Source organism: Caldicellulosiruptor bescii DSM 6725 (genome assembly GCF_000022325.1).
Lineage (GTDB): Bacteria > Bacillota > Thermoanaerobacteria > Caldicellulosiruptorales > Caldicellulosiruptoraceae > Caldicellulosiruptor > Caldicellulosiruptor bescii.
The window spans coordinates 1158234-1183163 of the sequence record NC_012034.1; the positions used below are offsets into that span (position 1 = coordinate 1158234).

27 protein-coding genes are annotated in these 24930 nt (G+C 34.8%); 24 read left to right on the plus strand and 3 right to left on the minus strand.

The window, feature by feature from the left end:
- Positions 1–217: 217 nt before the first annotated feature.
- The 15 genes from rho (at position 218) to ATHE_RS05390 (ending at position 13407) form a co-directional block, all read left to right on the plus strand.
- Positions 218–1888: a transcription termination factor Rho gene (gene rho / locus ATHE_RS05320; RefSeq protein WP_015907576.1), complete on the plus strand. Its 1671-nt coding sequence runs from the start codon at positions 218–220 to the stop codon at positions 1886–1888.
- 174 nt (positions 1889–2062) lie between these two features.
- Complete coding sequence (locus ATHE_RS05325) at positions 2063–2635, plus strand: N-acetylmuramoyl-L-alanine amidase family protein (protein WP_015907577.1); 573 nt, start codon at positions 2063–2065, stop codon at positions 2633–2635.
- 93 nt (positions 2636–2728) lie between these two features.
- Positions 2729–3583 (plus strand): DNA-3-methyladenine glycosylase family protein, encoded by an 855-nt coding sequence (locus ATHE_RS05330; protein WP_015907578.1) that lies wholly within the window; start codon positions 2729–2731, stop codon positions 3581–3583.
- A gap of 30 nt (positions 3584–3613) precedes the next feature.
- Positions 3614–4318 carry a PrsW family intramembrane metalloprotease gene (locus tag ATHE_RS05335; RefSeq protein ID WP_015907579.1) on the plus strand — a complete coding sequence of 235 codons (705 nt, stop codon included), beginning with the start codon at positions 3614–3616 and terminating at the stop codon, positions 4316–4318.
- Between the two features lie 38 nt (positions 4319–4356).
- Positions 4357–5628, plus strand: a complete 1272-nt coding sequence (locus ATHE_RS05340; protein WP_015907580.1) for an MFS transporter — start codon at positions 4357–4359, stop codon at positions 5626–5628.
- 142 nt (positions 5629–5770) lie between these two features.
- Entirely contained in the window at positions 5771–5980 is a 210-nt protein-coding gene (rpmE, locus tag ATHE_RS05345; protein WP_013430572.1) for a 50S ribosomal protein L31, read from the plus strand.
- 79 nt (positions 5981–6059) lie between these two features.
- Positions 6060–7001, plus strand: coding sequence for a DUF1385 domain-containing protein (locus ATHE_RS05350; protein ID WP_015907581.1), 942 nt, complete (start codon positions 6060–6062; stop codon positions 6999–7001).
- Positions 6991–7857, plus strand: coding sequence for a peptide chain release factor N(5)-glutamine methyltransferase (gene prmC / locus ATHE_RS05355; protein WP_015907582.1), 867 nt, complete (start codon positions 6991–6993; stop codon positions 7855–7857). Before ATHE_RS05350 ends, prmC begins: the two co-directional genes overlap by 11 nt.
- A 24-nt stretch (positions 7858–7881) precedes the next feature.
- Positions 7882–8949 (plus strand): peptide chain release factor 1, encoded by a 1068-nt coding sequence (gene prfA, locus ATHE_RS05360; protein WP_013430569.1) that lies wholly within the window; start codon positions 7882–7884, stop codon positions 8947–8949.
- A 64-nt stretch (positions 8950–9013) separates the two neighbouring features.
- Entirely contained in the window at positions 9014–9811 is a 798-nt protein-coding gene (locus ATHE_RS05365) for a flagellar motor protein (protein WP_015907583.1), read from the plus strand.
- 7 nt (positions 9812–9818) lie between these two features.
- Positions 9819–10592: an OmpA family protein gene (locus tag ATHE_RS05370; protein WP_013430567.1), complete on the plus strand. Its 774-nt coding sequence runs from the start codon at positions 9819–9821 to the stop codon at positions 10590–10592.
- A gap of 76 nt (positions 10593–10668) precedes the next feature.
- Positions 10669–11436, plus strand: coding sequence for a ZIP family metal transporter (locus tag ATHE_RS05375; RefSeq protein WP_015907584.1), 768 nt, complete (start codon positions 10669–10671; stop codon positions 11434–11436).
- Positions 11433–12479: an L-threonylcarbamoyladenylate synthase gene (locus tag ATHE_RS05380; RefSeq protein WP_015907585.1), complete on the plus strand. Its 1047-nt coding sequence runs from the start codon at positions 11433–11435 to the stop codon at positions 12477–12479. The genes ATHE_RS05375 and ATHE_RS05380 overlap by 4 nt, the downstream gene beginning before the upstream one ends.
- Before the next feature lie 2 nt (positions 12480–12481).
- Complete coding sequence (locus ATHE_RS05385; protein WP_015907586.1) at positions 12482–12946, plus strand: low molecular weight protein arginine phosphatase; 465 nt, start codon at positions 12482–12484, stop codon at positions 12944–12946.
- A complete protein-coding gene (locus tag ATHE_RS05390) occupies positions 12943–13407 on the plus strand; it encodes a 23S rRNA (pseudouridine(1915)-N(3))-methyltransferase RlmH (protein WP_015907587.1) in 465 nt (154 codons plus the stop codon). Before ATHE_RS05385 ends, ATHE_RS05390 begins: the two co-directional genes overlap by 4 nt.
- 59 nt (positions 13408–13466) lie before the next feature.
- Here the strand turns inward: ATHE_RS05390 and argB are convergent, their stop codons facing one another.
- Both argB and argC read right to left on the minus strand, forming a co-directional pair.
- Complete coding sequence (gene argB, locus ATHE_RS05395; protein WP_015907588.1) at positions 13467–14348, minus strand: acetylglutamate kinase; 882 nt, start codon at positions 14346–14348, stop codon at positions 13467–13469.
- A 28-nt stretch (positions 14349–14376) separates the two neighbouring features.
- Positions 14377–15408, minus strand: coding sequence for an N-acetyl-gamma-glutamyl-phosphate reductase (gene argC, locus ATHE_RS05400; protein WP_015907589.1), 1032 nt, complete (start codon positions 15406–15408; stop codon positions 14377–14379).
- 170 nt (positions 15409–15578) lie between these two features.
- On the opposite strand from argC, the gene ATHE_RS05405 reads away from it, so the two are divergent.
- The gene (locus tag ATHE_RS05405; protein ID WP_015907590.1) at positions 15579–17690 is read left to right on the plus strand and encodes an N-acetylmuramoyl-L-alanine amidase; all 2112 of its coding nucleotides are present in this window, start codon (positions 15579–15581) and stop codon (positions 17688–17690) included.
- Between the two features lie 43 nt (positions 17691–17733).
- Here the strand turns inward: ATHE_RS05405 and ATHE_RS05410 are convergent, their stop codons facing one another.
- Complete coding sequence (locus ATHE_RS05410; protein ID WP_015907591.1) at positions 17734–18588, minus strand: Cof-type HAD-IIB family hydrolase; 855 nt, start codon at positions 18586–18588, stop codon at positions 17734–17736.
- Positions 18589–18763: 175 nt separating this feature from the next.
- Here ATHE_RS05410 and ATHE_RS05415 point away from each other — a divergent pair, with 175 nt between their 5' ends.
- Genes ATHE_RS05415 through hypB form a run of 8 tightly spaced genes read left to right on the plus strand, consistent with a single transcriptional unit; the run spans position 18764 to position 24925 of the window.
- Positions 18764–20674, plus strand: a complete 1911-nt coding sequence (locus ATHE_RS05415; protein WP_041727122.1) for an NADH-quinone oxidoreductase subunit 5 family protein — start codon at positions 18764–18766, stop codon at positions 20672–20674.
- On the plus strand, positions 20671–21531 hold the full coding sequence (locus ATHE_RS05420) for a respiratory chain complex I subunit 1 family protein (protein WP_015907593.1): 861 nt from the start codon (positions 20671–20673) through the stop codon (positions 21529–21531). The genes ATHE_RS05415 and ATHE_RS05420 overlap by 4 nt, the downstream gene beginning before the upstream one ends.
- Positions 21532–21553: 22 nt before the next feature.
- Entirely contained in the window at positions 21554–22018 is a 465-nt protein-coding gene (locus ATHE_RS05425; RefSeq protein WP_013411860.1) for an NADH-quinone oxidoreductase subunit B family protein, read from the plus strand.
- A complete protein-coding gene (locus ATHE_RS05430; RefSeq protein ID WP_015907594.1) occupies positions 22002–22373 on the plus strand; it encodes an NADH-quinone oxidoreductase subunit C in 372 nt (123 codons plus the stop codon). The genes ATHE_RS05425 and ATHE_RS05430 overlap by 17 nt, the downstream gene beginning before the upstream one ends.
- A 7-nt stretch (positions 22374–22380) precedes the next feature.
- Complete coding sequence (locus ATHE_RS05435; protein WP_013430555.1) at positions 22381–23460, plus strand: hydrogenase large subunit; 1080 nt, start codon at positions 22381–22383, stop codon at positions 23458–23460.
- A 27-nt stretch (positions 23461–23487) separates the two neighbouring features.
- The gene (locus tag ATHE_RS05440; protein ID WP_013403526.1) at positions 23488–23868 is read left to right on the plus strand and encodes a 4Fe-4S binding protein; all 381 of its coding nucleotides are present in this window, start codon (positions 23488–23490) and stop codon (positions 23866–23868) included.
- Between the two features lie 51 nt (positions 23869–23919).
- The gene (gene hypA / locus ATHE_RS05445; protein WP_015907595.1) at positions 23920–24261 is read left to right on the plus strand and encodes a hydrogenase maturation nickel metallochaperone HypA; all 342 of its coding nucleotides are present in this window, start codon (positions 23920–23922) and stop codon (positions 24259–24261) included.
- A 1-nt stretch (position 24262) separates the two neighbouring features.
- On the plus strand, positions 24263–24925 hold the full coding sequence (gene hypB, locus ATHE_RS05450; protein WP_015907596.1) for a hydrogenase nickel incorporation protein HypB: 663 nt from the start codon (positions 24263–24265) through the stop codon (positions 24923–24925).
- The last annotated feature ends 5 nt before the right edge of the window (positions 24926–24930 follow it).

Consider the following 24930-nt stretch of genomic DNA (forward strand, 5'->3'; position numbering starts at 1 on the left):
TGATGCCTAACTCTGATTTTTTATTATCTCTAATCTTATCATTATAAATAAAACATTATCTTAAACTCAACAATGTTACTATTGACAAAGTAATATTAGACTTTTAAAATAAAAGATGTCAGATTAAGCGTCATCTCTTGCAATTAACTTCCCCAGACAGAAGTTAATAGAATATAAGTGCAAGAAATGAGAAGTAAGTAGACAAGGAGGGAAAAGAGTGCCTGGGTCACTTGATGAGTTTTTAAAAGGAAAGTCTATTATTGAACTTAGAGAAATAGCAAAAAGTCTGGGTATTCAGAAATATTCTTTGCTCAAAAAAGGTGAATTGATGGAAGCTATTAGAAATTTTCTGGGAAGTTCAAAAGAAGATGCCACAGTTCTTGAGGGCATAGGCAAAAAAGAAAAAGGAAGAAGAGGAAGAAAAAAGAAATCAGAAATTGCAGAAGTTCAGCAGACTTTTGAATTAAAGAGCGAGGAGCTACAATCAAAGGTTGGAGAGACCAATGAGAAGGAAGAGGAAAGACCAAGTGAAATGGAAAATAAAGAAGAAGATAACATAAAAGAACAGACTTTGTCTGAGGATATACAAAAAGAAGAAGAAAAAACTGAAATGCCAACAGATGTTAGTTTAAATGAGGAGAAAAAAGAGGAGAGTAAAGTCATAGAGTTAAAACCTAAAAAAGAAGAAAAAAGAGAGGATAAAATGCAGATAGAAATTCCGCCAGAATTAAAAGAACTTGAAGGTAAAGTGGAGATAGGCGGCATAGGCGAAGGAGTTTTGGAGATAATTTATGAGCCTGGTGGCGGTGGCGGTTACGGATTTTTGCGCGACGATTCGTTCGTTCCTGGCCCAAACGACATATATGTTTCGCCATCTCAAATCAGAAAATTCAATCTCAAAACCGGAGATAAAATTAGAGGTCCCATTAGGCTTCCGAAAGAAAATGAGAAGTTTGCAGGGCTTTTGTATGTTCAGAGCGTCAACGATATGAAACCAGAAGAAGTTGCAAAACGCACTCCTTTTGAAGACCTTACCCCTATTTTCCCAAACAAAAGAATAATTTTGGAAAATAAAAATGAGCCTAAGGATTTAGCAGTTAGACTCATAGACCTTATTGCGCCAATTGGAAGAGGACAGAGAGGATTAATTGTAGCACCACCAAAAGCAGGTAAAACTACGCTATTAAAGAAAATAGCAAATAGTATTCTGACAAACTATGATGATTTGCATTTGATTGTACTGCTCATTGATGAAAGACCCGAAGAGGTCACTGACATGCAAGATTCAATAAAAGCAGAGATACATTACTCTACATTTGATGAAACTCCTGAACACCACATAAAAGTTGCTGAAATGGTTTTAGAGAGGGCTATGAGACTTGTTGAGTGTAAAAAAGATGTTGTCATTTTGTTAGATAGCTTGACAAGGCTTGCACGTGCTTATAACTTAGTTGAACCACCTTCTGGCAGAACACTTTCTGGCGGTCTTGACCCGAACGCTCTTCATAAACCTAAAAAGTTTTTTGGTGCTGCAAGAAACCTTAAAGAAGGTGGTAGTCTTACTATCCTTGCAACAGCGTTGATTGAAACAGGGTCACGAATGGATGATGTCATATTTGAAGAGTTCAAGGGTACTGGCAACATGGAGTTGCACCTTGACAGAAAACTTTCTGAAAAACGAATATTCCCGGCTATTGATATAAACAAGTCAGGGACGCGAAGAGAGGAACTTTTGCTGTCTGAAGAGGAAAAAGCAGCTGTTGATGCTATCAGAAGAGCACTTTCTAACTTTGGAACAGCTGAAACTACAGAGAGAATTATAAGTATGCTTTCCCAAACAAAGTCAAATGAAGAATTCATAAGAAAGATATTACAAAATTTAAGATAAAAATAGAAAGTAATTTTAAAAAAAATTGAGATTTGAACAAATCCAATTGATATTTTGGAGAAAGTAGCTGCTATTTTGAGCAAAATAGCAGCTACTTTTTTATTTCTGAGCATTTTTTTAAATTTCACAAACATAATGAATTTAGAATACACTGATTTTGAGGAGGTGAAAAGGATGAGAGTGTGTATAGACCCGGGACATGGCGGGAAAGACCCTGGAGCAATAGGAAAGAACAACACTAGAGAAAAAGATATAACACTTGCAATTGCTAAAAAATTAAAATTCATATTGGAAGATGGTACAAATGCCAAAGTGATTTTGACAAGAGAATCTGATATTTTGCCGTGGGGAGAAAAAAGTGTAAAAGAAGACTTAAAAGCAAGGTGTGATATAGCAAACAAGAATTTGGTAGACATTTTTGTCAGCATTCATTGCAACAGCAGTAAAAATGAGTTTGCAAGGGGTGTAGAGACTTTTTATTACAAAACAAGCCAGAAAGGATTTTTGCTGGCCGTTGAGGTACAAAAAAGCATAATTGAGTCAATAAAGACCATAAATCGCGGAGTTAAATTTGCAGACTTTTTTGTGTTGAGAGCTACCAAAATGCCTGCAATCTTAATAGAGTGCGGTTTTTTGAGCAATCCTGAAGAAGAAAAGATGCTAAATAATCAAAATTACCAGACTCAAATTGGTTTGGCAATTGCAAAGGGAATTGTGAATTATCAAAAAAATATTGATAAAGCATAAAAAATGCTGTATTCTTATACTTAAAAATAGAGCCAAGAATAAGTTGGCTCTTTTTGTTTTACAACATAAGTAGTTGGAAAGGAATGAATTTTTTTGAACATAAAAGAGTATACTGATTTTCTTCGCATAAATGGAGTAGAGATTAATTTTGACGCAACATTTTTTAGCGGGCAGTGTTTTAGATGGAAAAAGGTAGAATATGGATACATAGGGGTTGTAAACAGAAAAATAGTTTTAGTATATCCGCAGGATAACAATACATTTGATATATACAACTGTTCACCTGACGAGTTTAAAAAATTTTTTTACTGGTATTTTGACTTGGACAAAGACTATGATTTGATTTTGAAAGAGCTTTCTGAGCATGATGAGATTTTGAAAAAAGCAGTTGAGAAGTACAGAGGGATGAGACTTTTAAATCAAGAGCCTTTTGAATGTATGATTTCTTTTATTATATCTCAGAATAACAACATAAAGAGAATTCAAATTCTGGTGGAAAGACTTTGCCAGGCTTATGGGGAAAAAATAGAATACAGAGGATTTTCTTCTTGGACATTTCCAGAAATTGAGGATTTAAAAAAGGTCTCAATAGAAGATTTAAAACGCTTAGGGTTAGGTTATAGAGCGGAGTATATCAAAGATGCAATTGCTAAATTAGATGAAGGTAAAATAGACTTTGAAAGTCTTGAGTCTTTGAGTTCTGATGAAGCAAGGAAGATTTTAAAAACGGTAAAAGGAATAGGAGACAAGGTTGCTAATTGTATATTGCTTTACTCACTGCAAAAGTATGATGTGTTCCCTGTGGATGTGTGGGTGAAGCGTGCCTTGAGAGAATATTATGGAATTGAAAATACAAAACAGCTGAGGCAGTTTATAAAGTCGTTTGGAGAACTTGCCGGGTATGCGCAACTTTTTTTATTTCACTACATTAGAAACAACAATAAATAAACTCAAGTGAACAAATGGAGGTAAATTGCTGTGACGCTTTACAAACTGATTATTTTGAGCATAGCTCCATCTTTGTTCATAGCTCTTTATATCTATTTTAGGGACAAATTCGAAAAAGAACCTCTTCATCTTCTTTTAAAGACCTTTATATTGGGGATACTTATTAGCTCTATTGTGGTGCCAATTGAATATTTTTTAATGGCATATGGAAGTATTTCTGCTTCAAGCAGACTCTCATTTATTGCATTTGAAGCATTTATTGTTGCAGGTCTTACAGAAGAGTATTTCAAAAGGCTTGTTGTGCTAAGAGTGGCTTTTGACACTCCTCATTTTAACCAACCATTTGATGGGATTGTTTACTGTGTATTCTCTGCAGTTGGATTTGCTGCAATTGAGAATGTAGGATATGTTTATCAAGCTTTTCAAGCCTCGTATGACGCTGCAATTTCAGTTCTTGTTCTAAGAGGTGTGATGGCAGTACCTGCACATGCTATGTTTGGAATTGTAATGGGATATTATTTGGGCTTTGCAAAATTTGCGCCCGAGAGTAGAAGTTATTGGTATTTCAAAGCTTCTTTAATTATCCCTATGCTTTTGCATGGGTTTTATGATTTTGTGCTCATGTTGAATGTCTATGGAGCGCTTGCCATTGTTGGTATTTATGAGATTATATTGTTTGCTTATTGCCTAAGATTAATTAAAAGAAGTCAAGAAATTTCAAGGTTATACTTTTAAACTTGTTAGGAATTTTATTTAAGGAGATGAGATAAAAAGTGACATCTGAAGACCAAGAACGGGAATTTAAAAGACTTGAGGTTTTTGCCTATAAAAATTTAAAGAAAAATTCTATCATTTCGATTGCAGATGGAGCAGTATTTGCAATAGGAAGCGGTATGCTTCCAGTTTCTACTGTGATAGTTTATTTTATTTCACATTATGTTCACTCAAATACGCTGATTGGACTTTTAACCACCTTGAATGTACTTTTATCTAACTCTCCGCAGATTCTTGTTGCTAAAAAATTAGAGATGCTTGATAGCTACAAAGAGTATTTTATTAAAGTTGCCTTACTTATGAGACTTATGTGGTTTTTACTGGCAATTGATGTGTTTGTGTTTGCAACCACAAATGAGCTTTTATTTGTAATTCTCTTTTACCTAATTTTTAGTCTTCAAGGTTTTTTTGCTTCATTTGCCAATATAACATGGTTCAATCTTATTCTAAAGCTTGTTCCTGAAAGACAAAGGAGCAAGTTTTTTGGTATAAGGTCTTCGATAGGGGGACTGTGTGAGACATTTGGAGCCTTTTTGATGGGAAGAATATTGAGGCTTTTACACTTTCCTTATAACTATGGTCTTTTATTTTTAATTTCGTTTTTGATAATGATGCTCTCATTGTACATAGCTTCTATGATGAAAGAGATTCCTATCAAGAAACCCAAAAAGGTGATTGATAATAAGCATTATTTTAGGAGCATGTTTTTGATACTGAAAGAAGATAGAAATTTTAAATATTATCTTCTTTCAGTTTTATTTATTGGCGCACTGGGTAAGATGCCATTTGGTTTTCAAACCATATTTGCAAAAAATAGCCTGAGTATTTCAACACAACATGTTGCAATTGCAACCACAATATTGCTTTTTTCTCAGACAATAGGATATATGCTATGGGGAATAATCGGTTCTAAGTATGGGTTTAAAAGTACTCTTTTGATTTCTGCTTTGATGTTTTTACCTGCAATATATTTTACATACCTTATGAGTTCTATAAGCGTTTATTATCTTTCTGTTGCTCTGTTTGGGATTGCTCAAAGTGCAAGGAACGTAAACGAAAGCAATATGGCTGCAAAACTTTGCAAGGACCCTTTAAAGCAGCCATCTTATATTGGTCTTAGAAATTTTTTGATGGGACCATTTTTTGCTTTTAATTCTATAATAGCTGGAGGTATAATTGATACTCTTGGTAAAAACATTCTCTTTTTAATTTCATTTAGCTGCATGGTGCTCGGATTTTTTATTCTGTGTTTTTTAGTCAGAGAGGACTAATCTTTCAATGCCGGTTTTTAAAAAACTCTTGTAAAAGGGAAATAACTGTTGTAAAATATTTTTGCACCTTTATGGGTATTAACAAGTTATTAATTTTAGGAAACAACAAAAATTTGTATAAATCTTGTAGGAGGTGAAAGCAATGAAAGAAGGAATCCATCCAACATATTACCATGATGCAGTTGTCAGATGTGCATGCGGTGAGACATTTATAACTGGTTCTACGAAAAAAGAAATTCATGTAGAAATTTGCTCAAAATGCCATCCATTCTTTACAGGTAAGCAAAAATTTGTTGATACAACAGGTAGAGTAGAAAGATTCATGAAAAAATATGGACTTGACCAAAAATAATAAAGAGTGCACGCCAAAAGGGGATTAGCTTGTGCTAATCCTTTTTATTTTATAAATTGACAAAGATAGGAAGATGAGTATGAAAAAAACTACTATAGGCGGAATGGCTCTCATAGAAGGTATAATGATGAAAGGACCTAAAAAAATTTCCATTGTTATAAGAAAACCTAATGGAGAACTTTACAAAGAGGTAAAGGATTTAGCCATAGATGACACTAACAAGCTGAAAAAGATTCCTTTTATAAGGGGAGTATTTATTTTATTTGAGCAGATGATTCTTGGAACAAAAGCTTTGATGAAATCTGCTGACATTGCATTAGAAGAGTTGCCAGATGAAGAAAAAGAAAAACAAAAGGATTTTGTTGATAAAATTTTTGAAAAAAAGTTTTTTCAAAAGCTTGGTATCACTGATATAGCAATTTATTTTTCTGTAATTGTATCCATACTTCTTGGAATACTTCTATTTATTTACATTCCTACCTGGTCTGTTGAGGCACTGAAAGGATTTACTCTCAGTAGCTTTTGGAAAAACATGATAGAAGGAATAGTGAGAGTAATAATTTTTGTTCTTTATCTTTTATTTGCATCCCAAATGAAAGAGATAAAAAGAGTTTTTGAATATCACGGTGCAGAGCACAAAACAATTTTTGCTTATGAAAATGGAGAGGAATTAAGTGTTCAAAAAATAAAAAAATATTCTACACACCATCCACGGTGTGGCACAAGCTTTTTATTTATTGTTATAATTATCAGTATTATCATTTTTACATTATCTGGTTGGCAATCTGTTGTTATGAGAACTCTAATACGACTTTTACTTCTTCCTGTAATTGTTGGTATATCATATGAGATAATAAAATGGGCTGGGAAAAGTGAAAGCATTTTAGCGAGAGTAATCTCATATCCTGGTCTTTGGCTTCAGAACATTACCACAAAAGAGCCTGACGAAAAGCAGTTAGAGGTTGCAATTGAAGCTCTAAAAGAAGTAATTCCGGAGGATACAAAGCTTGATGAGTGGTAGGATAAAGACCATTGGTGAGGTTTTGAATGAAGCTGCTTTGATGTTAAGAGATTATTGTGAAAATAAGGAAGAAGACTATAAGAAGATTGCACTTATGATGCTTTCGCAGATACTTAATATGGAAAAAACAGAGGTTATTCTAAATAAAGGTTTACCTGTGGAACAAGACAAGTATGAAAAGATTGTAAATGCTATTTCCAAATATTTACAAGACTATCCTCTTCAATATTGTACAAATAAAGCTTTCTTTATGGGGCTTGAGCTTTATGTTGATGAGAATGTTTTGATTCCGCGATTTGATACAGAGGTTTTGGTAGAGGTTGCTATAGAAATATTTAAGAGTAAAAAGAATCTGTACTTTTTAGATATTGGCACGGGTAGTGGATGTATTGCAGTAGCTCTTTGCAAATTTTTAGATTGCAAGGTTTTTGCTGTTGATATTTCAGAAAGAGCGCTTGAGGTTGCAAGTAAGAATGCAAAATTGAATGGTGTAGAAAATAGGATTTCATTTGTAAGGAGCAACTTATTTGAAGATATTCCTAAAAATCTTAGATATGATGCCATAATTAGCAATCCACCTTATATCTCTGATGAGGAAATTTTTGAACTTGACCCACGGGTTTTAAAAGAACCACATATAGCTTTGTTTTCAAAAGAGGATGGGCTTTGGTTTTTCAGAGAGATTGCAAACAAAGCAAAGCTATATCTCAAAGATGGTGGTTATATTATTTTTGAAGTAGGATTTTCTCAAGCTGAAAAAGTCAAAGAGATTTTGAAGAAAAATGGATACAAAAATATAAGTTCAAGGAGAGATTTAAATAATGTTGAAAGATGCATCTTTGCAATAAATGGGTAAAAATATATTGAATGGGGTGATTAAATGATAGAAAAGCTTCAAGTAATTGAAGAAAAATATTTAGAGCTTGAGAAAAAGATTTCAGACCCTGAGATAATAAGCCAACCACAAGAGTGGCAAAAACTTATGAAAGAACATAGCAATCTTCAGCCAATTGTGGAAAAGTTCAGAGAATACAAAAGAATTTTAGACACTATCAAAGAGGCTGAAGAGCTTTTAGATACAGACCTTGACGAGGATTTTGAAAAACTTGTGAAAGAAGAGCTAAATCGGGCAAAAGAACAGAAAGAGATTGTTGAAACACAGCTCAAGATTTTACTTTTGCCCAAGGACCCCAACGACGAAAAAAATGTTATAATGGAGATAAGAGCAGGTGCTGGCGGCGAGGAAGCAGCACTTTTTGCAGCAGAGCTTTTCAGGATGTATTCAAGATATGCAGAGAGGAAAAACTGGAAGGTTGAAGTAATGTCAACAAGTGAAAGTGATTTGGATGGGTTTAAAGAGGTAATTTTCATGATAAGCGGAAAAGGTGCGTATAGCAGGCTCAAATATGAAAGTGGTGTTCACAGAGTTCAGAGAGTACCTGTGACAGAGTCAGGCGGAAGAATTCATACATCAACAGCAACTGTTGCGGTTTTGCCAGAAGTTGAGGATGTTGAGGTGGAGATAAGAGAAGAGGACCTTGAGATAGACACGTTCAGGGCAGGTGGTGCAGGAGGCCAACATGTGAACAAGACAGAGTCGGCTGTTAGGATTGTTCACAAGCCCACGGGAATTGTTGTGACCTGCCAGGACGAAAGGTCGCAGCATGCAAACAGGGACAGGGCAATGAAGATACTCAGGGCAAGGCTTTATGATTACTATCAGAGCATTCAGCAAAAAGAGATAGAAAGTCAGAGAAGAAGTCAGGTTGGAACAGGTGATAGAAGCGAAAGGATAAGAACATATAACTTCCCTCAAGGGCGTGTGACAGACCATAGGATTGGTCTTACTTTGTACAAGCTTGAGCAGATTTTAGATGGTGAGCTTGACGAGATTATCGATGCACTGATTACTCATTTTCAGACAGAAAGATTAAAAGAAATAGGTTAAAATGCCGATAAAAATTATGACTGAGTGCGCAAAATTATCACCAGAAAAGGGATGATGATAAAAGATGGATATTCTTTCAATTGGCGGGTTGATATTGGGGTTTGGTTCTCTTTTGACTGCGTTTATAATTGAGAAGGGTAATCCTGCAAAGCTTTTACAGATTTCAGCTGCCATGATTGTTTTTGGTGGGACAATTGCAGCAGTGCTTGTATCGTTTCCAATGTCACAGATAAAAACTGCTGTAAAACATTTTAAAATGGTCTTTATGGATAAGAAAATTGATTTTGTAAGTGTGGTTGAACAGCTTGTCCAGCTTTCTGACAGGGCGCGAAAAGAAGGTCTCTTGGCTTTAGAGCAAGAGATTCCTAACATTCAAAATCCGCTTTTGAAAAAGGGTTTGGGACTTGTTGTTGATGGTATTGAAGGAGAAGTTATAAGAGATATTTTAGACAGAGAAGTTTATCTTGCTGAAGATGAGCTAAAAGAGGCAGCTGAGGTATTTGAAGCAGCAGGTGGATATTCTCCTACAATGGGTATTATTGGTACTGTTATGGGACTTATTTCTGTGCTTTCAAACTTGACAAATCCAGATGAACTTGGCCCAGCTATAGCTGTTGCGTTTGTTGCAACTTTGTATGGTGTTTCATCTGCCAACCTTATTTGGCTCAACTTTGGTAAAAAGATAAAGACAAAAGCAAAACAAGAGAGAATGTTAAATGAGATAATTGTGGAAGGACTTTTGTCAATCCAAGCTGGGGAAAACCCAAGGATACTAAGAGAAAAAATTGGTGGAATGCTAAAAGAAACTGGTCAGAAACAAAGCCAAGCTCAAGAGCCAGCAGGCGCAACTGTTGGGGGGTAAAAAATAGATGGCAAGAAAGCGTATGGAAGAACCAGCCCATGAAAACCATGAACGATGGCTTATTACCTATGCAGATTTAATTACTCTCTTGCTCATATATTTTATTGTTATGTATTCCATGAGCAAGCTTGACATGGACAAATTTAAGAACTTCACAGAATCCCTAACGTCTGTTTTGAAAGGTACAGCCTATATTTTTGAAAACTCTGGTCCCTCTATACTGGAAGGATTATCTGGGAAGAATGTCAAAGGAACAAACACTGATGTTGGTGGGGCGACAAAAAATAAGCAGATGACTGAGGAAGAGCTTATTAACGATATACAAAAACAGGTTTTAGGGCTTATAAAGGAACATGGTATTGAAGGAAAGGTGCTCGTGATACAGGAAGAGAGAGGATTATCAATTTTACTTAAAGATGTATTATTTGATACAGGTTCAGCAAAACTTACACCACAGGCGAAAGAAGTTGTGCATGAGATTGCAAAGATTTTAGAAAAAGTCCCGAATAATAACATAAGAATTGAGGGACACACAGACAATGTCCCTATTCACAATAAATACTTTTATTCTAACTGGGAACTTTCAACAGCAAGAGCTACATCTGTTTTGCAAGAAATTTTAAGAGTTTCAAAGGTAAGGCCAGAAAGATTTTCTGTTGTTGGCTATGGCGAGTACAGACCAATTGCTTCTAATAAGACACCAGAAGGAAGAGCACTCAACAGAAGAGTTACAATTGTGATACTGAGAACAGTCTACAGTAAAGCTGAACCTGTAAGATAATAGAATTCTAAAACATCTGTTTGAAGTGTTTGTAAAGAAGTGTTTATAAAAGAGATAAAATTCTCATAATATTTAAATGAAATTTGTTAAATTTGAAGCTACTTTGTTAAACATAGATTTTTTATTTTTCAATCTCTTTGCTTTTTTTTGTGGGATAGCTGGAGCATTTGTCGGTGCTCTACTGGGTTTGGTCTTGCATTTAAATGATGAGAAGTTCAAAGACTCCTTAATTGGTTTTACATCAGGACTTATGCTTGGTTTAATTTGCTTTGGGCTTATCCCTGAAGCTGTATGTATTTCAAACTTGCTCACGTGTATTTTAATATTGATTGCTTCGTATTTTTTGATTGGGATATTGGAAAGAGCATTAACAATGAAATTTTCAATTTCACAGGACAGATATCTCAAAAGTGGAATACTTATTTTAGTTGCTCTTTCACTTCACAACTTTCCTGAAGGGTTGGCAATAGGAAGCAGCTTTTCCGTAGAAAAAAGTTTTGGAATTTTAGTAGGGATTATGATAATAGTTCATGATATTCCAGAAGGATTTGCACTTTCGTTACCTTTGAAGATGGCTAAGCAGAGTAAAATAAAAATATTAAGATATGCAATATTGTCTGGAGTTCCAACAGGTATTGGGTGTTTGGTTGGAAGTGTGATAAGCTATATTAACAAGTATGTGGTAGCAAGCTGTCTTGCATGTGCAGCTGGTGCAATGCTTTATGTTGTAATGAATGAGCTTATTCCAGAGTATAGTCGAAAAGAAAATCTTAAAGTGGCTACAATGTCAAGTGTGATAGGTATCATAGTAGCATTACTACTTTTGGAGTGGTTGGAATTATGACAATTATTATTGACGCAAAAGAAGGAATAGATTATAAGAAGCTTGAAAAAGCGGCTTTGATATTGAGAGAAGGTGGGCTTGTTGCCTTTCCAACAGAAACTGTTTATGGTCTTGGAGCGAACGCACTTTTGAAAGATGCGGTGGATAAGATTTTTTTAGCTAAAGGGAGACCTCAGGACAATCCATTGATTGTTCATATATCTTCAAAAGATATGCTTGAGATGTGTGCTGAAATTACAGATGATAGGGTTTATATGTTAATAGAAATGTTTTGGCCAGGACCGCTTACGATTGTTCTACCTAAGAAAAATGTTATTGCTGAAAACGTCACAGCAGGTCTTTCAACGGTTGGTGTTAGGATGCCTGCAAACAAAATCGCACTTGAACTTATACGACTTTCAGGTGTTCCTGTGGCAGCGCCATCAGCTAACGTCTCTGGAAAACCAAGTCCGACAGAAGCCAAGCATGTGATAGAGGACCTGATGGGTAAGGTGGATGTCATAATAGATGGAGGCAAATGTTCTTTTGGACTTGAATCAACTGTAGTAGATTTAAGTGGGGAAAAAGCTGTGATTTTAAGACCTGGTGCTATTTCGTATTTTGCTTTGAAAGAAGTGCTTAGTGATATAGAGTATAGCAAAGCAGTGGTGGAAGGGCTAACTGGAACTGTTCCAAGGTCACCTGGCATGAAGTACAAGCACTATGCTCCTGATGCCAAGCTCATAATAGTAAAAGGAAGAATTGATAAGAGGATTGACAAAATGAATGATATGAAAAAGGAGTTTGAGTATAAAGGATACAGGGTTGGGATTTTGTGTTTTTATGAGACAGCCCATAATTTTGAGTCTCAATACAAACTCATTTTAGGAAGCATGTTTGATGCAAAAGAGTGTGGGAGAAATCTATTTTCGATACTCAGAAAATTCAACCAACTTGGTGTTGATTATATCCTTTGTGAGTGGGGAAAATTTGACTTAGAATTTCTTGCCTTGGAAAATAGACTTTACAAAGCAGCGGCAAACAATATTGTTGAGGTGTTGTAGTATTGAAGAAAAAGATACTTTTTGTGTGCACAGGTAATACCTGCAGAAGTCCGATGGCAGAATATCTTTTAAAGGAAAAGCTAAGAAAGATGAATATTGATAACGTTGAAGTTGAATCAGCGGGACTTTCTGCATTTTTCCCACAAAAGGCTTCCAAAAATGCTATATTGGTGATGAGTGAACTTGGTATTGACATTTCGTCGCATGTCTCAAGACTTATAAATGAGGAGATGATAAAAGAAAGCACTCTTATCTTGACAATGGAAAGGTATCATAAAGAGGTAATTACGAAAATGTATCCTGGTACTGCAGACAAGGTGTTTACTTTAAAGGAGTATGTTATGAATACCAAAGAAGATTTGGATGTTGTTGACCCATATGGTGGAGATATTGAAGAGTACAGAAGCTGCAGAGATGAACTGAGTTATCTTATTGACAAACTTTTGTCGAAAGTGGATGATATATGATAAAAATAATTAGTGTAGGAACTATAAAGGAGAAGTATTTTTTACAGGCATGTGAAGAGTACAAAAAAAGACTTTCGCGATGGGTAAAAGTCGAAGAAATAGAGATAAAAGAAGAAGATGAAAATAAATATTTCAATATCGAAACGCTTTTAGAAAAAGAAGCTGATAAGATTTTAAAACATGTCAAGGAAGGCGAATTTATAATAGTGTGTGATATTAATGGAATAGAGCTTTCATCAGAAGAGTTTTCTGAAATTTTAAGAAAAAATATAAATAGCAGCAAGAATATTACTTTTATCATTGGCAGTTCCAACGGTCTTTCAAATGAAGTGAAAAGAAGAGCTGATTTGCTTCTCTCATTTTCAAAACTCACTTTCCCTCATCAGCTTTTTAGAGTATTACTTTATGAACAGATTTACAGAGGATTGTCAATTATTTATGGGACAAAGTACCATAAATAAACGGGGCTATGGTCAAAGAAGGATAAAGCCCCGTTTATTTATACTGACATACATAATTTTTACAGATGAATCATTGTTCCAATGCCTTTATCTGTGAATATCTCAAGTAAAATACAGTGGGGAATTCTTCCATCAAGTATGTGTGTACGATTGACACCGTGCTTTAGTGCATCAATGCATCCTAAAACCTTTGGAATCATCCCGCCATCTATCTTTCCTTCCTCAATCATCTTCAAAACTTCATCGGCACTTATTGCTGAGATTATTTTCTTGCTATTTTTATCATATTTTAATCCTTCGACGTCTGTCATAAACATTAGCTTTTCAGCCTTTATTGCCTTTGCAATCTCAGCCGCCACAGTATCTGCATTTATGTTGTAACTTGTGCCATCTTCACCAACACCAATTGGTGCAACAACAGGTATATATTCGTCTTTGGCAAGCATTTCTAAAACCTTTGCGTTTATTGACACGACCTCTCCCACATAACCTAAATCAATTTTTTCCCCATTTACATATTCATAATGTTTTCGTGCTTGAATTAAATTTCCATCAATTCCGCAAATACCAATTGCCTTTCCACCTTTTTGATTTAGCATTGATACAAGTTCTTTGTTTGTCTTTCCTACCAGAACCATTTGAGCAACTTCCATGGTTTGCATATCTGTTACTCTGAGCCCATTGACAAACTGACTTTCAACATTGAGCTTCTTGAGGACTGAATTTATGTCAGGTCCACCGCCATGAACAACTATTGGATTTACGCCAATGTATTTGAGCAAAGTTATATCTTCCATAACCCAGTTTTTAAGCTTTTCATTTATCATGGCATTCCCGCCATACTTTATTACAACAGTCTTTCCATAGAGTTTTTGTATGTAGGGAAGGGCTTCTATTAATATGCTTGCTTTTTCAATCAGAGAATCCATTTCTTCGTACATATAGACCGTCATCCCCTCATTTTATTTTTTAAAAATATTCTCCCACCATTATAAGTCCCATTTTTTCATCAAGAGAAAATTTTATATTCATATTTTGAATTGCCTGGCCGGCAGCACCTTTTATGAGATTGTCAATGCATGAGATTATGATAACCCTGTTTGTCTTCTTATCAACCTCAAATCCAATGTCCACAAAGTTTGTTCCTCTTACGTACTTTAGTTCAGGTAGTTCGTCTTCAAAAATACGAATAAAGTATTCGTCTTTGTAGAATTCATTGTAGATTTCAACAAGGTCGTTTTTATCAATCTTTTTTATAAGGTTTGCATATATAGTTGACAGTATTCCTCTTTTTACAGGCAGAAGATGTGGTGTAAATGATAAATTCAAATCTTCGCCAAATAGAAAGCTGCACTTCTCTTCAATTTCGCTTGTATGTCTATGTTTTGTAACCGAATATGCTTTGAAATTTTCATCAAGTTCGCAAAAACTATATGCAAAGTCAAATTTTTTACCAGCTCCAGAAACACCTGACTTTGAATCTATTATAATACTGTTTTTGTCTACGAGCTTATTTTTCAAAAGAGGAGCAAGTCCCAATATTGCACTTGTTGGATAACATCCAGGATTTCCAATAATCTGAGCATTTTTAATCTCTTCTCTGTTTATTTCACAAAGTCCATAAGCACTTTTGCTCAAAAGCTCAGGGTATTTGTGCTGACTATAATCTTTTGCATATCTTTGCAGATCTTTGTATCTAAAATCAGCACTTAAATCAATTACAACCTTGCCAATGTCATATCCTATTTTGACATATTCCTGTGAAATACCGTGAGGCAGTGCACAAAACACTACATCTGCCTCTTGAATAGCTTCTATTTTAAATTCCTCAAATACAAGGTTTGAAACTTTTTTAAACTGTGGGTTTGTTTTATCAATAGAAAGCTGGTTGCTACTTGAAGATATAATGGATACAATTTCAACTTCAGGATGTCTTAACAAAAGCCGAATAAGCTCTACTCCCACATATCCTGATGCTCCTATAATACTTGCTTTTATCAATTTGGTCATCTCCTCTTTGTATTAATGAAATTTTGTTTTCAACTATGCAAATAATTATACAACACAGTGTATAAAAATACAATACATTGGCAAATATTTAAATTGATTTATTCGACAAAATGGGGTATTATATACCTATAAATTACATTTTTTGCGGGGTAGGTTCTGGGATGAAACGAATTAAAGTTCTGGTAGCTACGATAACAATATTTATGTTGATTTTTGTATCTGCTTTTGCTGCCGCCTCGTACAAGCTCTATGTCGAAGGAAAGCTTATCTCTTCAGTTAAAACCTTAGAAAGCAAAGGTAATGTTTACCTTGCACTTGCTGACTTTTTCAAGCTAAAAGGGTTTAGCGTTTCTTATAATTCAAAATCTAAATCTATCTTAGCCAAAAAGTCTAAGGATACATATCAGTTCTATATTGATAGGGCATATTACTACTACAACAAAAACAAAAAAAGTCTTTCAGCTAAGATTTTCGTAAGTGGTGGAAAGTCGTACATTTTAGCAAAAGATATAGCTTCTATTTTTGGCTATACCTGTTATGTTGATAAAACAAAAAAACTTGTAAATTTGAACATTAACAAGCCAAAAACTGCTGTATTGCCTTTACAGCAGAGTCAACAGAAAAATTCTCTTGCTTCGAGAAATAGTTTTCAAAGGGTAGAGAAAGATTCAATTTATATCAATGATATAAGATATAATATAGAAAATGATAAGTTTACACTATATATTTTGGCAACAAAAAGTATTTCTTTCAAGGACTATAGGCTTTCCAATCCTGATAGGATAGTTTTGGATATTTCGGATAGTATTGATAATATACAAAACAACAAAATAGAAATAAATAAAAGTGGCATTTTCAGAATTAGACATGCTCAAAACAAGGATACAAATGGTGGTTTATTTACACGCATTGTAATAGATTATGATTCGACTTTAATAAAAGATTATAGGATAACTAACCTTAGCAATCAACTAAAGATTGAGATAGACCTGCCAAGAAACTTACCAGCTTACACAAATATTGACAGCAGTGAAGATTTTCAAAATCAAGATGTACAAAATTCAACTGAAACCTTTTCTCCAGTGTATGTAATTCAGAAGATAAATATTATACCTTCAGATGGTTTTACACTTGCAGAACTTGATATTCTTCCAACAGTTGTAAGTGATGTTTATCGTGCAGACCAATCGTTTATAGTTTTGAATTTAAAAGGTGCTCAAATATCCACTCAGTTAAGTAATTTTTATCAAGTAAACGATGGAAGGGTGGATTATTATATAGCATCAAACGTTGACCAAAACAGTGTTCAGATTATATTTTCTTCTAAGGCAAAGATTTTTGTTTTAAACAAATTAGATGGGAAATTAGAAGTGGTGTTTGCTGACCAGTATTCAAGCTTAAGAGTAAATCCGCCCTCAAGTCTTGTTTTGAGTTCGCCTTTTGTTTCTCAGATAAACTATTTTTACGACCAGGGCAGCAACACCATAAGACTTGAAAGCCAGTATCCTATAACAATTGCAGATGATGTGTATTCTTTGCAAGCTTCGGTTGTGACTACTGTATATTCTATTTATCAGCAGGATAAGTGCATTGTTTACATCCAAATTAATCCTAACTACATAGCAAACATAAGCAAAAGTGGAACTGATATTACAATAAGTTTTTCACAAAAATTACAAAAACCTCAGAAGAAATTGAAGATATTCATTGACCCTGGTCATGGGGGTTCTGATCCAGGTGCTATATACACCAAAGTGGTAAATGGCAAACAGGTAACATATAATGAAAAAGATTTTAATTTGGATATTTCTTTAAGGCTTAGCGAAAAGCTCAAAAGCCTTGGTTATGAAGTTTATATGTCACGCGATAAAGATGTATATGTGGACCTTTATGATAGAACAAGGGTGGCAAATAGTTTAAATGCGGACTTGTTTATTTCTATCCATAACAATGCACATGATAATTCATCTGCGCGCGGAACCATGGTTTTGTATAAAGAAAAACAACAAAATGGGCTTATTTCTGATAAGCAGTTTGCCCAGATAGTACTTGACAGCATAGTCAAACAGGTTGGTACACAGAACAAGGGCATTGTAGAAAGACCAAACTTGGTTGTGCTAAGGACATCGAATATGCCAGCTGTGTTGATTGAGGTTGCATTTGGAACAAACCCTCAGGATTTGGACCTTCTTTTGAGCGATAGTTTTAAAGAGGCAGTTGCAAAGGCTATAGCTGATGCTGTTGAGTATATAAATACAAATTACAACAAATGAAGGATTGTCCAATAATAAAAAGAGGGATGGGGAAGCAAAACTTTTACCCATCCCTTTTTATTATAAACATTTCAATAGCTTCAGCAACTGCACCTTCATTATTTGTTCTGGAGGTTACAAACTTTGCAGCTTTTTTTACTTCTTCGGGTGCATTTGCAACTGCCACACTTATTCCAGAGATTTTGAACATTCCGACATCGTTGAAATTATCACCAATTGATATCAATTCTTCAGATGAGATATTTTTAAAGTTCATAAATTGCAGAAGAGCTTTTTCTTTTGATGCATTATTGCTCAAGACTTCTAAAAAACCATATTCTTTGTTGTCTGATGCATAGTAGAGAATAATATTACAATCCAACTCAAGTGTTTTAAGGATTTCTTTAATCTCTTTAAGTTTTTCATATTTGCCTACAATTCCAGTGTGACTGATAGGGTATTCTAAAAACTTTAAAAGCTTTTCTGCAGGGTATGTAGATTTAAATTGTTTGCGACCATTTACAAAGCTTAGAAAATAGCTATCATAATTGGTTCTCTCTTTATAAATCATGTGAAAATCTTGTTCATATCCCAGTACAATATAGTAGTCTATTTCAAAATGATTGTTATCAAGAAACTCAATTAATACTTTCTTCTGACGTTCTGTAAGATAATTTTTTATAATAGGTGGAAAATTAGGATTTTCGAAGACATAAACACCATTTGCCGAGATTAATGAACATGGTAGCTGTAAATCTTTTGCAATTTTAAAGGCTGAAGCGCCTCTTCCTGTGCAAAGTACTATCACAATTTTGTACTTTTCAACAGCAATTTTTAAAAACTCTCTGTTTATTTGAGGGATGTAACCTCTATCGTCCAAAAGTGTTCCATCAATATCCAGTGCAATTAATTTTATCAAGTCTTCTCACCTTCTTTTAAAATGTTGAACAAAAAATAGTAAGAATTTCACCTGTATTCTGGGGTTTGTTAACAAATTAACTTTTGCATACTGTATACAAGACAAAGATTATATGTTATAATCTTTAATAGCAATAGTTTATCATCATAAATAGAAAGGGGCAAGAAAGAAACAGATGGCGAGCATCTATCTACTCCTAATTTTTCTACCCATGATAGCAGCATTTTTCATTCTTCTTATTAACAATAGCAGTTTTAGAAAAGCTATTGTTTTTTTAATGTCTGCAATATTAATTGGTGTAGCTTTGTATTCTATTTCACAAGGTGATAAAGTGATAGTGCTTTCTCATTCATTAAATTCAGCACTTGAGTATCTAATAACCTTTGCTGATTATTTTCTATTAGCAATAATCTTTTTGATTGGTACAAAACTTAAAAACAAGCTCATTAGCCTTCTTGCTATTTTGCAGTTTGTTTTAATGTTTGTGTTTGAGTTTAAAGTAGGGAAACTGGATGTTGAAAATGTATTTTTTGTTGACCATTTGAGCTTTATTATGCTTCTTTTGATAAACATTATAGGTCCGCTTATTGCAATATTTGCACTTTCTTATATGGAAGAGCATGAGAAACACCTTCATCTTGAAAAAAGCAGACAAAACATATTTTTTGCAGTAATTATGCTATTTTTGGGTGCAATGAACGGTCTTGTGATTTCGAACAATATACTGTGGGTATACTTTTTCTGGGAGATTACTACACTCTGTTCGTTCCTGCTAATTTCTCATGACCAGAATGAAGAGAGTATTAAAAATGCAACAAGAGCTCTTCTTTTAAATTCGATAGGTGGACTTAGCTTTGTTATAGGTATAATATTTATGTATTACAAATCTGGAACGGTTGCTTTGAATGAGATTATATCTTCACAAGACAGCAGTATTTTGATGATCCCAATTGCATTTTTAACTTTGGCAGCATTTACAAAGTCTGCACAAATGCCATTCCAGAGCTGGCTACTTGGTGCTATGGTGGCACCAACACCTGTGTCTGCCCTGCTTCACTCAAGCACAATGGTAAAAGCAGGTGTTTATTTGGTTTTGAGATTGTCACCGGTATTTATTGATACATGGCTGGGAAGAATAGTTGCTGTGGCAGGTGCTTTTACTTTTGTTTCAGCAGCGCTTTTAGCAATATTTCAGTCAAATGCAAAAAGAGTGTTGGCATACTCAACAATTTCTAATTTGGGTCTTATAATTGCATTGTCATCCATAGCACATAGATATGCTATATATGCAGCTGCACTTTTGATAGTTTTGCATGGTGTGTCTAAAGCGCTTTTGTTCTTGTGTGTTGGTTCAATAGAACAGGGTATAGGTTCCCGAAACATAGAAGATATGGATGGAATCAAGTATAAAATGCCAATTGTTGCTTTCTTAACTCTTTTGGGAAGTGTGTCAATGCTACTTCCTCCATTTGGCGTTTTAATTACAAAATGGATTGCTATTGAAGTGTCAACTCAAAACATTGCGGCAATGCTTGAAATAATCTTGGGAAGTGCTTTTACAGTTGTTTTCTGGACAAAGTTTATAGGCAAGATTCTTTCTGATGGAAAGGATAGAAATAAGATAGAGAAATTTGAATTTATAAAGCATATTCCGTTGATGGCTATTTCAATATTAGTAGTTTTGGTAAGCATCTTTTTGATCCAGTTTACAAATATGTTTGTTGTGCCATTTTTCAAGTCTTCTTTTGCAAGGTATTCAGGAGTTAGCAGCACCAATATAAAAGAATTGTATGTAAAAGATTTCTTTGGATTTAATCCGGTTGTATTTTTTGGTGTGCTGGTAACAGCAGTCGTTCTGGGAGTTCTAATATATAGGTGGTTTAAGCCGAAAAGATATGTACCTGTGTATATGTCATGTGAAAATTCGGACAATTTTGGTTTCAGAGGAGAAAAGGATAAGATTGTGCCGTTTGAGTTCAAAAATTATTATTTTGAGACACTGACAAATGAGAAAACAGTAACGCTTGTTGTAAATGTTCTTTCAATTGCATTAATCGCAATAATGTTTGGGGTGATTTTAAAGTGAAACAGGCTTTAATTGTACTTGCGTCAGTAGTGCTTTCGCCCATAATTGGCGGACTTTTGACCGGAATTGACCGCAAAATAACAGCAAGAATGCAAAACAGGTTTGGTCCACCTATTCTACAGCCTTTTTATGATCTTTTTAAACTATTTTCAAAAGAAACTATCGTTGTTTCGAATACTCAGATATTATATGCGTTTTTATTCTTGGTATTTAACATTGTTGCAGTTGTGATGTTTTTGCTTAAGATGGACCTTCTTTTGATTTTATTTATTCTTGCATTTGCCACAACAGCGCTCATTCTTGGAGCAATGGCAACAAATTCGCCATATTCAAGGATAGGTGCTCACAGGGAATTGATATCTGTACTTGCATATGAGCCTGTTTTAATTGCTATGATAGTAGCAATTTACTTTGTAACTGGGAGTTTCAATATACAAGACATTTTAAAACACAATAGCTTTCTAATATTAGATTTACCGTTTATCTTCATAGCATTCAGCTATGTTTTAACAATTAAGTTTCGAAAATCTCCGTTTGATTTGTCAACCTCACACCATGGTCATCAGGAACTTGTAAAAGGTATTACAACAGAGTTTGCAGGACCTGTTCTTGGCTTGATTGAACTTGGTCACTGGTACGAACTTGTACTTTTGCTTCTTTTTGTATGGCTATTTTTTGCAAAAAATATCTTTGTGGCAATAGCAGCAATTTTGATTTGCTACTTTTTAGAGATTGTTATTGACAATATCTCAGCAAGGCTTACATGGAAGATAATGTTACAGCTTACTTGGTCAGTGGCATTTGGTTTTGCGCTTGTTAATCTCATTTGGGTATATATAAAGTATAGGTTATTATAAAAAACAGGGGTGAAAATAAAAAGTGTTATTTAGAAAGGCATTGAAAAAGTCTCCATGGATTGTTCACTATGATTGTAACAGCTGCAACGGCTGTGATATAGAAATACTGGCAACGTTAACACCTGTATATGACGTTGAAAGATTTGGAATTATAAATGTAGGTAATCCCAAACATGCTGATATATTGGTTGTGTCAGGTTCTGTTAACCACAGAAATGCAAGAGTTTTAAAGACAATATATGAACAGATGCCACATCCAAAAGCTGTTGTAGCAATTGGAGCATGTGCGTGCTCCGGTGGGATATTCAAAGAATGTTACAATACTCTTGGCGGGGCTGATACAGTTGTTCCTGTTGATGTATATGTTCCTGGCTGCGCGCCACGACCTGAGGCTATTATGGAAGGAATATTAAAAGCTGCACAGCTCTTAGAAGAGAAGAAAAAGAATATGAAAAAGGGTGAGATTTTGAATGTTGCAAAATCTTAAAGAACTTCAAAAAGAGGATTTGAGGAAAGAAGTTTTAGCCTTAAAAGCAGATGGTTATAGATTTGTCACTGCAACGTGTGTTGATTTGGGTGATGGTAGGTTTGATATAATCTATCACTTTGATAAGGATTACCGACTGACAAATATAAGAATTACTGCTCAAGCTGAGGAAAAAGTTCCTTCTATTTCAGATATATATTTTGCAGCTGTGTTTGTTGAAAATGAGATAAAAGATTTGTTTGGAATAGAATTTGAAAATCTTTTGATTGATTACGAAGGAAAGTTCATGATAACTGAAGAGTTAGAATCTCCTATGCGCAAAAAGCCAGTGGTAAAAGTAAAGAAAGGAGAGTAAGAAAGCTTTGGGGAAGAGAACGATAGTTCCGTTTGGTCCACAGCATCCTGTTTTGCCGGAACCTCTGCAGCTTAGGCTTGTTTTAGAGGACGAAAAAGTTGTTGAAGCGATACCTGCAATAGGTTATGTTCACAGAGGACTTGAAAAGCTTGCTGAGGAAAAGGATATAAACCAGAACATATATGTAGTCGAAAGAGTTTGTGGTATATGCAGTTTTCAACAAGCTTTGGCTTACTGTCAGGGAATTGAAGAGCTAATGGGCATTGAAGTGCCTGACAGAGCAAGGTATTTACGAGTTATTTGGGCAGAACTTCACAGACTTCACAGCCACCATTTGTGGCTTGGGTTATTGGCTGACGCTTTTGGTTTTGAAAGTCTTTTTATGCAATGCTGGAGAAATAGAGAGCTTGTGATGGACCTTATGGAAGCAACAGCAGGTTCAAGAGTTATAATTTCCACAAATATAATTGGTGGGGTTAGAAGAGATATAGATGCTGATAAACAAAAGTTCATTTTAGATAATCTTGCAAAACTGGAAGAGGAGCTAAAGAAGATAGAAGGTTCGTTTTTGAACGATTATACAGTCAAGAAAAGACTTGTAGGTGTAGGTGTTCTGAGCAAACAAGAAGCTTACGAGCTTGGATGCGTTGGACCTATGGCAAGGGCAAGTGGAATTAGTATGGATTTGCGAACCCTTGGATATGCAGCATATGGCGAACTTGACTTTGAACCTGTCGTGGAAAATGACGGGGACTGCTATGCAAGACTTAAAGTAAGACTTCGCGAGTGCTATCAGTCAATTGACCTTATTCGTCAGGCTATATCTAAGATGCCAGAAGGTGAGATTTCAACACCAGTCAAAGGATTTCCAAACGGTGAGGTTATTTCAAGGGTTGAACAGCCACGAGGAGAAGATGTATATTATATAAAGGCAAACGGGACAAAGAATTTAGAAAGGCTTAGAATTAGAACACCAACATTTGCAAATATTCCTGCGCTTGTGAAGATGCTTCAGGGTGTGGATTTTGCAGATGTTCCAATGCTTGTTTTGACAATTGATCCATGTATCTCATGTACTGAAAGGTAAAAAGTTTTTGTAAAGAGGGATGGTAAAATGTTTGGAATGCTCAAAAATGTTCTTGACAACCTATTTTCAAAGCCTGCAACAAGACTTTATCCGAAGGAAAAGAGGCCGTTTTTTAAAGATACAAGAGGAAGCCTTGAGATAGAGATAGAGAAATGTATCTTTTGTGGTATTTGCCAGAGAAAATGTCCTTCAAATGCGATAGTGGTGGATAGAAACTCAAGGACATGGCAGCTAAATCAGTACAAGTGCGTGCTCTGCAATGTATGTGTTGAGTCCTGTCCTAAAAAGTGTTTAATTTCAAAAGAGCAATTTAACGTTCCAACCACTTATAAAGAGTTTTACATCAAAAAGCAGGAAGTAAAAGATGAGGTGCAGCCAAAGGCACAGGCTGCTGCAACTAATGGTTAAATATGAGACTTTGGCTAAAGCTTAAAGCAGAAGTGGAAGGAAAATGGTAAAATGCATGAGTATTTTGTTACACAGCAGCTTGTAAAGATTGCAGAAGATGAGCTGAAAAATATCCACTTTAAAAAGGTTACAAGAATTAAAGTTGTAGTTGGGGAGCTGAGTGGAATTATTGATGAATCGCTGAAATTTTATTTTGACATTCTAACAAAAGGAACAATCTTAGAAGGCGCTCAGCTCAAAATAATTCCCAAAAAGGCTCTTTTGTACTGTCAAAAATGTAGTGAATATTTTGAGAGGACAAAAGATTTTACCTGTCCAAAATGTTTGTCGTTAGGCAAACTTACTGAACATGGTAAGGAATTTTATATTGAGTCTATAGAGGTAGATGATTGAGATGGAGATAAAGGTAATAAAAAATATTTTAGAGCGGAATCAAAACGCAGCCGACAATATAAGAAGGTTAGCAGATGAAAATAAATGGTATATTGTGAATGTGATGGGGTCACCTGGTGCAGGTAAGACATCTTTCATTAAGTGCATGATAGAAAATCTTAAAGACACATTTAACATTGCAGTGATTGAAGGTGATGTTGCATCAACAATTGATGCCGAGCAAATTGCAAGCTATGGAGTTAAAGTTTTGCAGATAAACACAGGTGGTGCTTGCCATTTAGTTGCAGATAGTGTTGCAGAAGCAATAGATACTCTCAAGCCTATGCCCAAAACAGTAATCTTTGTTGAAAACATTGGCAATCTCATCTGTCCATCTTCGTTCGATTTGGGAGAAAACCTGAGAGTTGTTGTATCTTCTGCTGCAGAGGGTGATGACAAGCCATATAAATATCCTATAATGTTTGAAAAAGCTGACGTTGTTGTTCTATCAAAGATTGATGTAATTGATGTCATTGGTTTTGATATGCAAAGATACAAAAAGGGTTTAGAAGCTATAAAAGACAAAGATTTAAAACTGTTTGAGGTATCGTTCAGGACAAAAGAAGGTATGGAAAGACTTACTAATTACTTTTATACTCTTTTAGATCCATATTTCAAAAAGTAGGGGAA

Coding starts and splice junctions, on each gene's coding strand:
- ATHE_RS05325 (WP_015907577.1), top strand. CDS start 2,063: ATGAGAGTGTGTATAGACCCGGGACATGGCGGGAAAGACCCTGGAGCA.
- rpmE (WP_013430572.1), top strand. CDS start 5,771: ATGAAAGAAGGAATCCATCCAACATATTACCATGATGCAGTTGTCAGA.
- ATHE_RS05350 (WP_015907581.1), top strand. CDS start 6,060: ATGAAAAAAACTACTATAGGCGGAATGGCTCTCATAGAAGGTATAATG.
- prmC (WP_015907582.1), top strand. CDS start 6,991: ATGAGTGGTAGGATAAAGACCATTGGTGAGGTTTTGAATGAAGCTGCT.
- prfA (WP_013430569.1), top strand. CDS start 7,882: ATGATAGAAAAGCTTCAAGTAATTGAAGAAAAATATTTAGAGCTTGAG.
- ATHE_RS05365 (WP_015907583.1), top strand. CDS start 9,014: ATGGATATTCTTTCAATTGGCGGGTTGATATTGGGGTTTGGTTCTCTT.
- ATHE_RS05370 (WP_013430567.1), top strand. CDS start 9,819: ATGGCAAGAAAGCGTATGGAAGAACCAGCCCATGAAAACCATGAACGA.
- ATHE_RS05375 (WP_015907584.1), top strand. CDS start 10,669: ATGAAATTTGTTAAATTTGAAGCTACTTTGTTAAACATAGATTTTTTA.
- ATHE_RS05380 (WP_015907585.1), top strand. CDS start 11,433: ATGACAATTATTATTGACGCAAAAGAAGGAATAGATTATAAGAAGCTT.
- ATHE_RS05390 (WP_015907587.1), top strand. CDS start 12,943: ATGATAAAAATAATTAGTGTAGGAACTATAAAGGAGAAGTATTTTTTA.
- argB (WP_015907588.1), bottom strand. CDS start 14,348: ATGTACGAAGAAATGGATTCTCTGATTGAAAAAGCAAGCATATTAATA.
- ATHE_RS05405 (WP_015907590.1), top strand. CDS start 15,579: ATGAAACGAATTAAAGTTCTGGTAGCTACGATAACAATATTTATGTTG.
- ATHE_RS05415 (WP_041727122.1), top strand. CDS start 18,764: ATGGCGAGCATCTATCTACTCCTAATTTTTCTACCCATGATAGCAGCA.
- ATHE_RS05430 (WP_015907594.1), top strand. CDS start 22,002: ATGTTGCAAAATCTTAAAGAACTTCAAAAAGAGGATTTGAGGAAAGAA.
- ATHE_RS05440 (WP_013403526.1), top strand. CDS start 23,488: ATGTTTGGAATGCTCAAAAATGTTCTTGACAACCTATTTTCAAAGCCT.
- hypA (WP_015907595.1), top strand. CDS start 23,920: ATGCATGAGTATTTTGTTACACAGCAGCTTGTAAAGATTGCAGAAGAT.
- hypB (WP_015907596.1), top strand. CDS start 24,263: ATGGAGATAAAGGTAATAAAAAATATTTTAGAGCGGAATCAAAACGCA.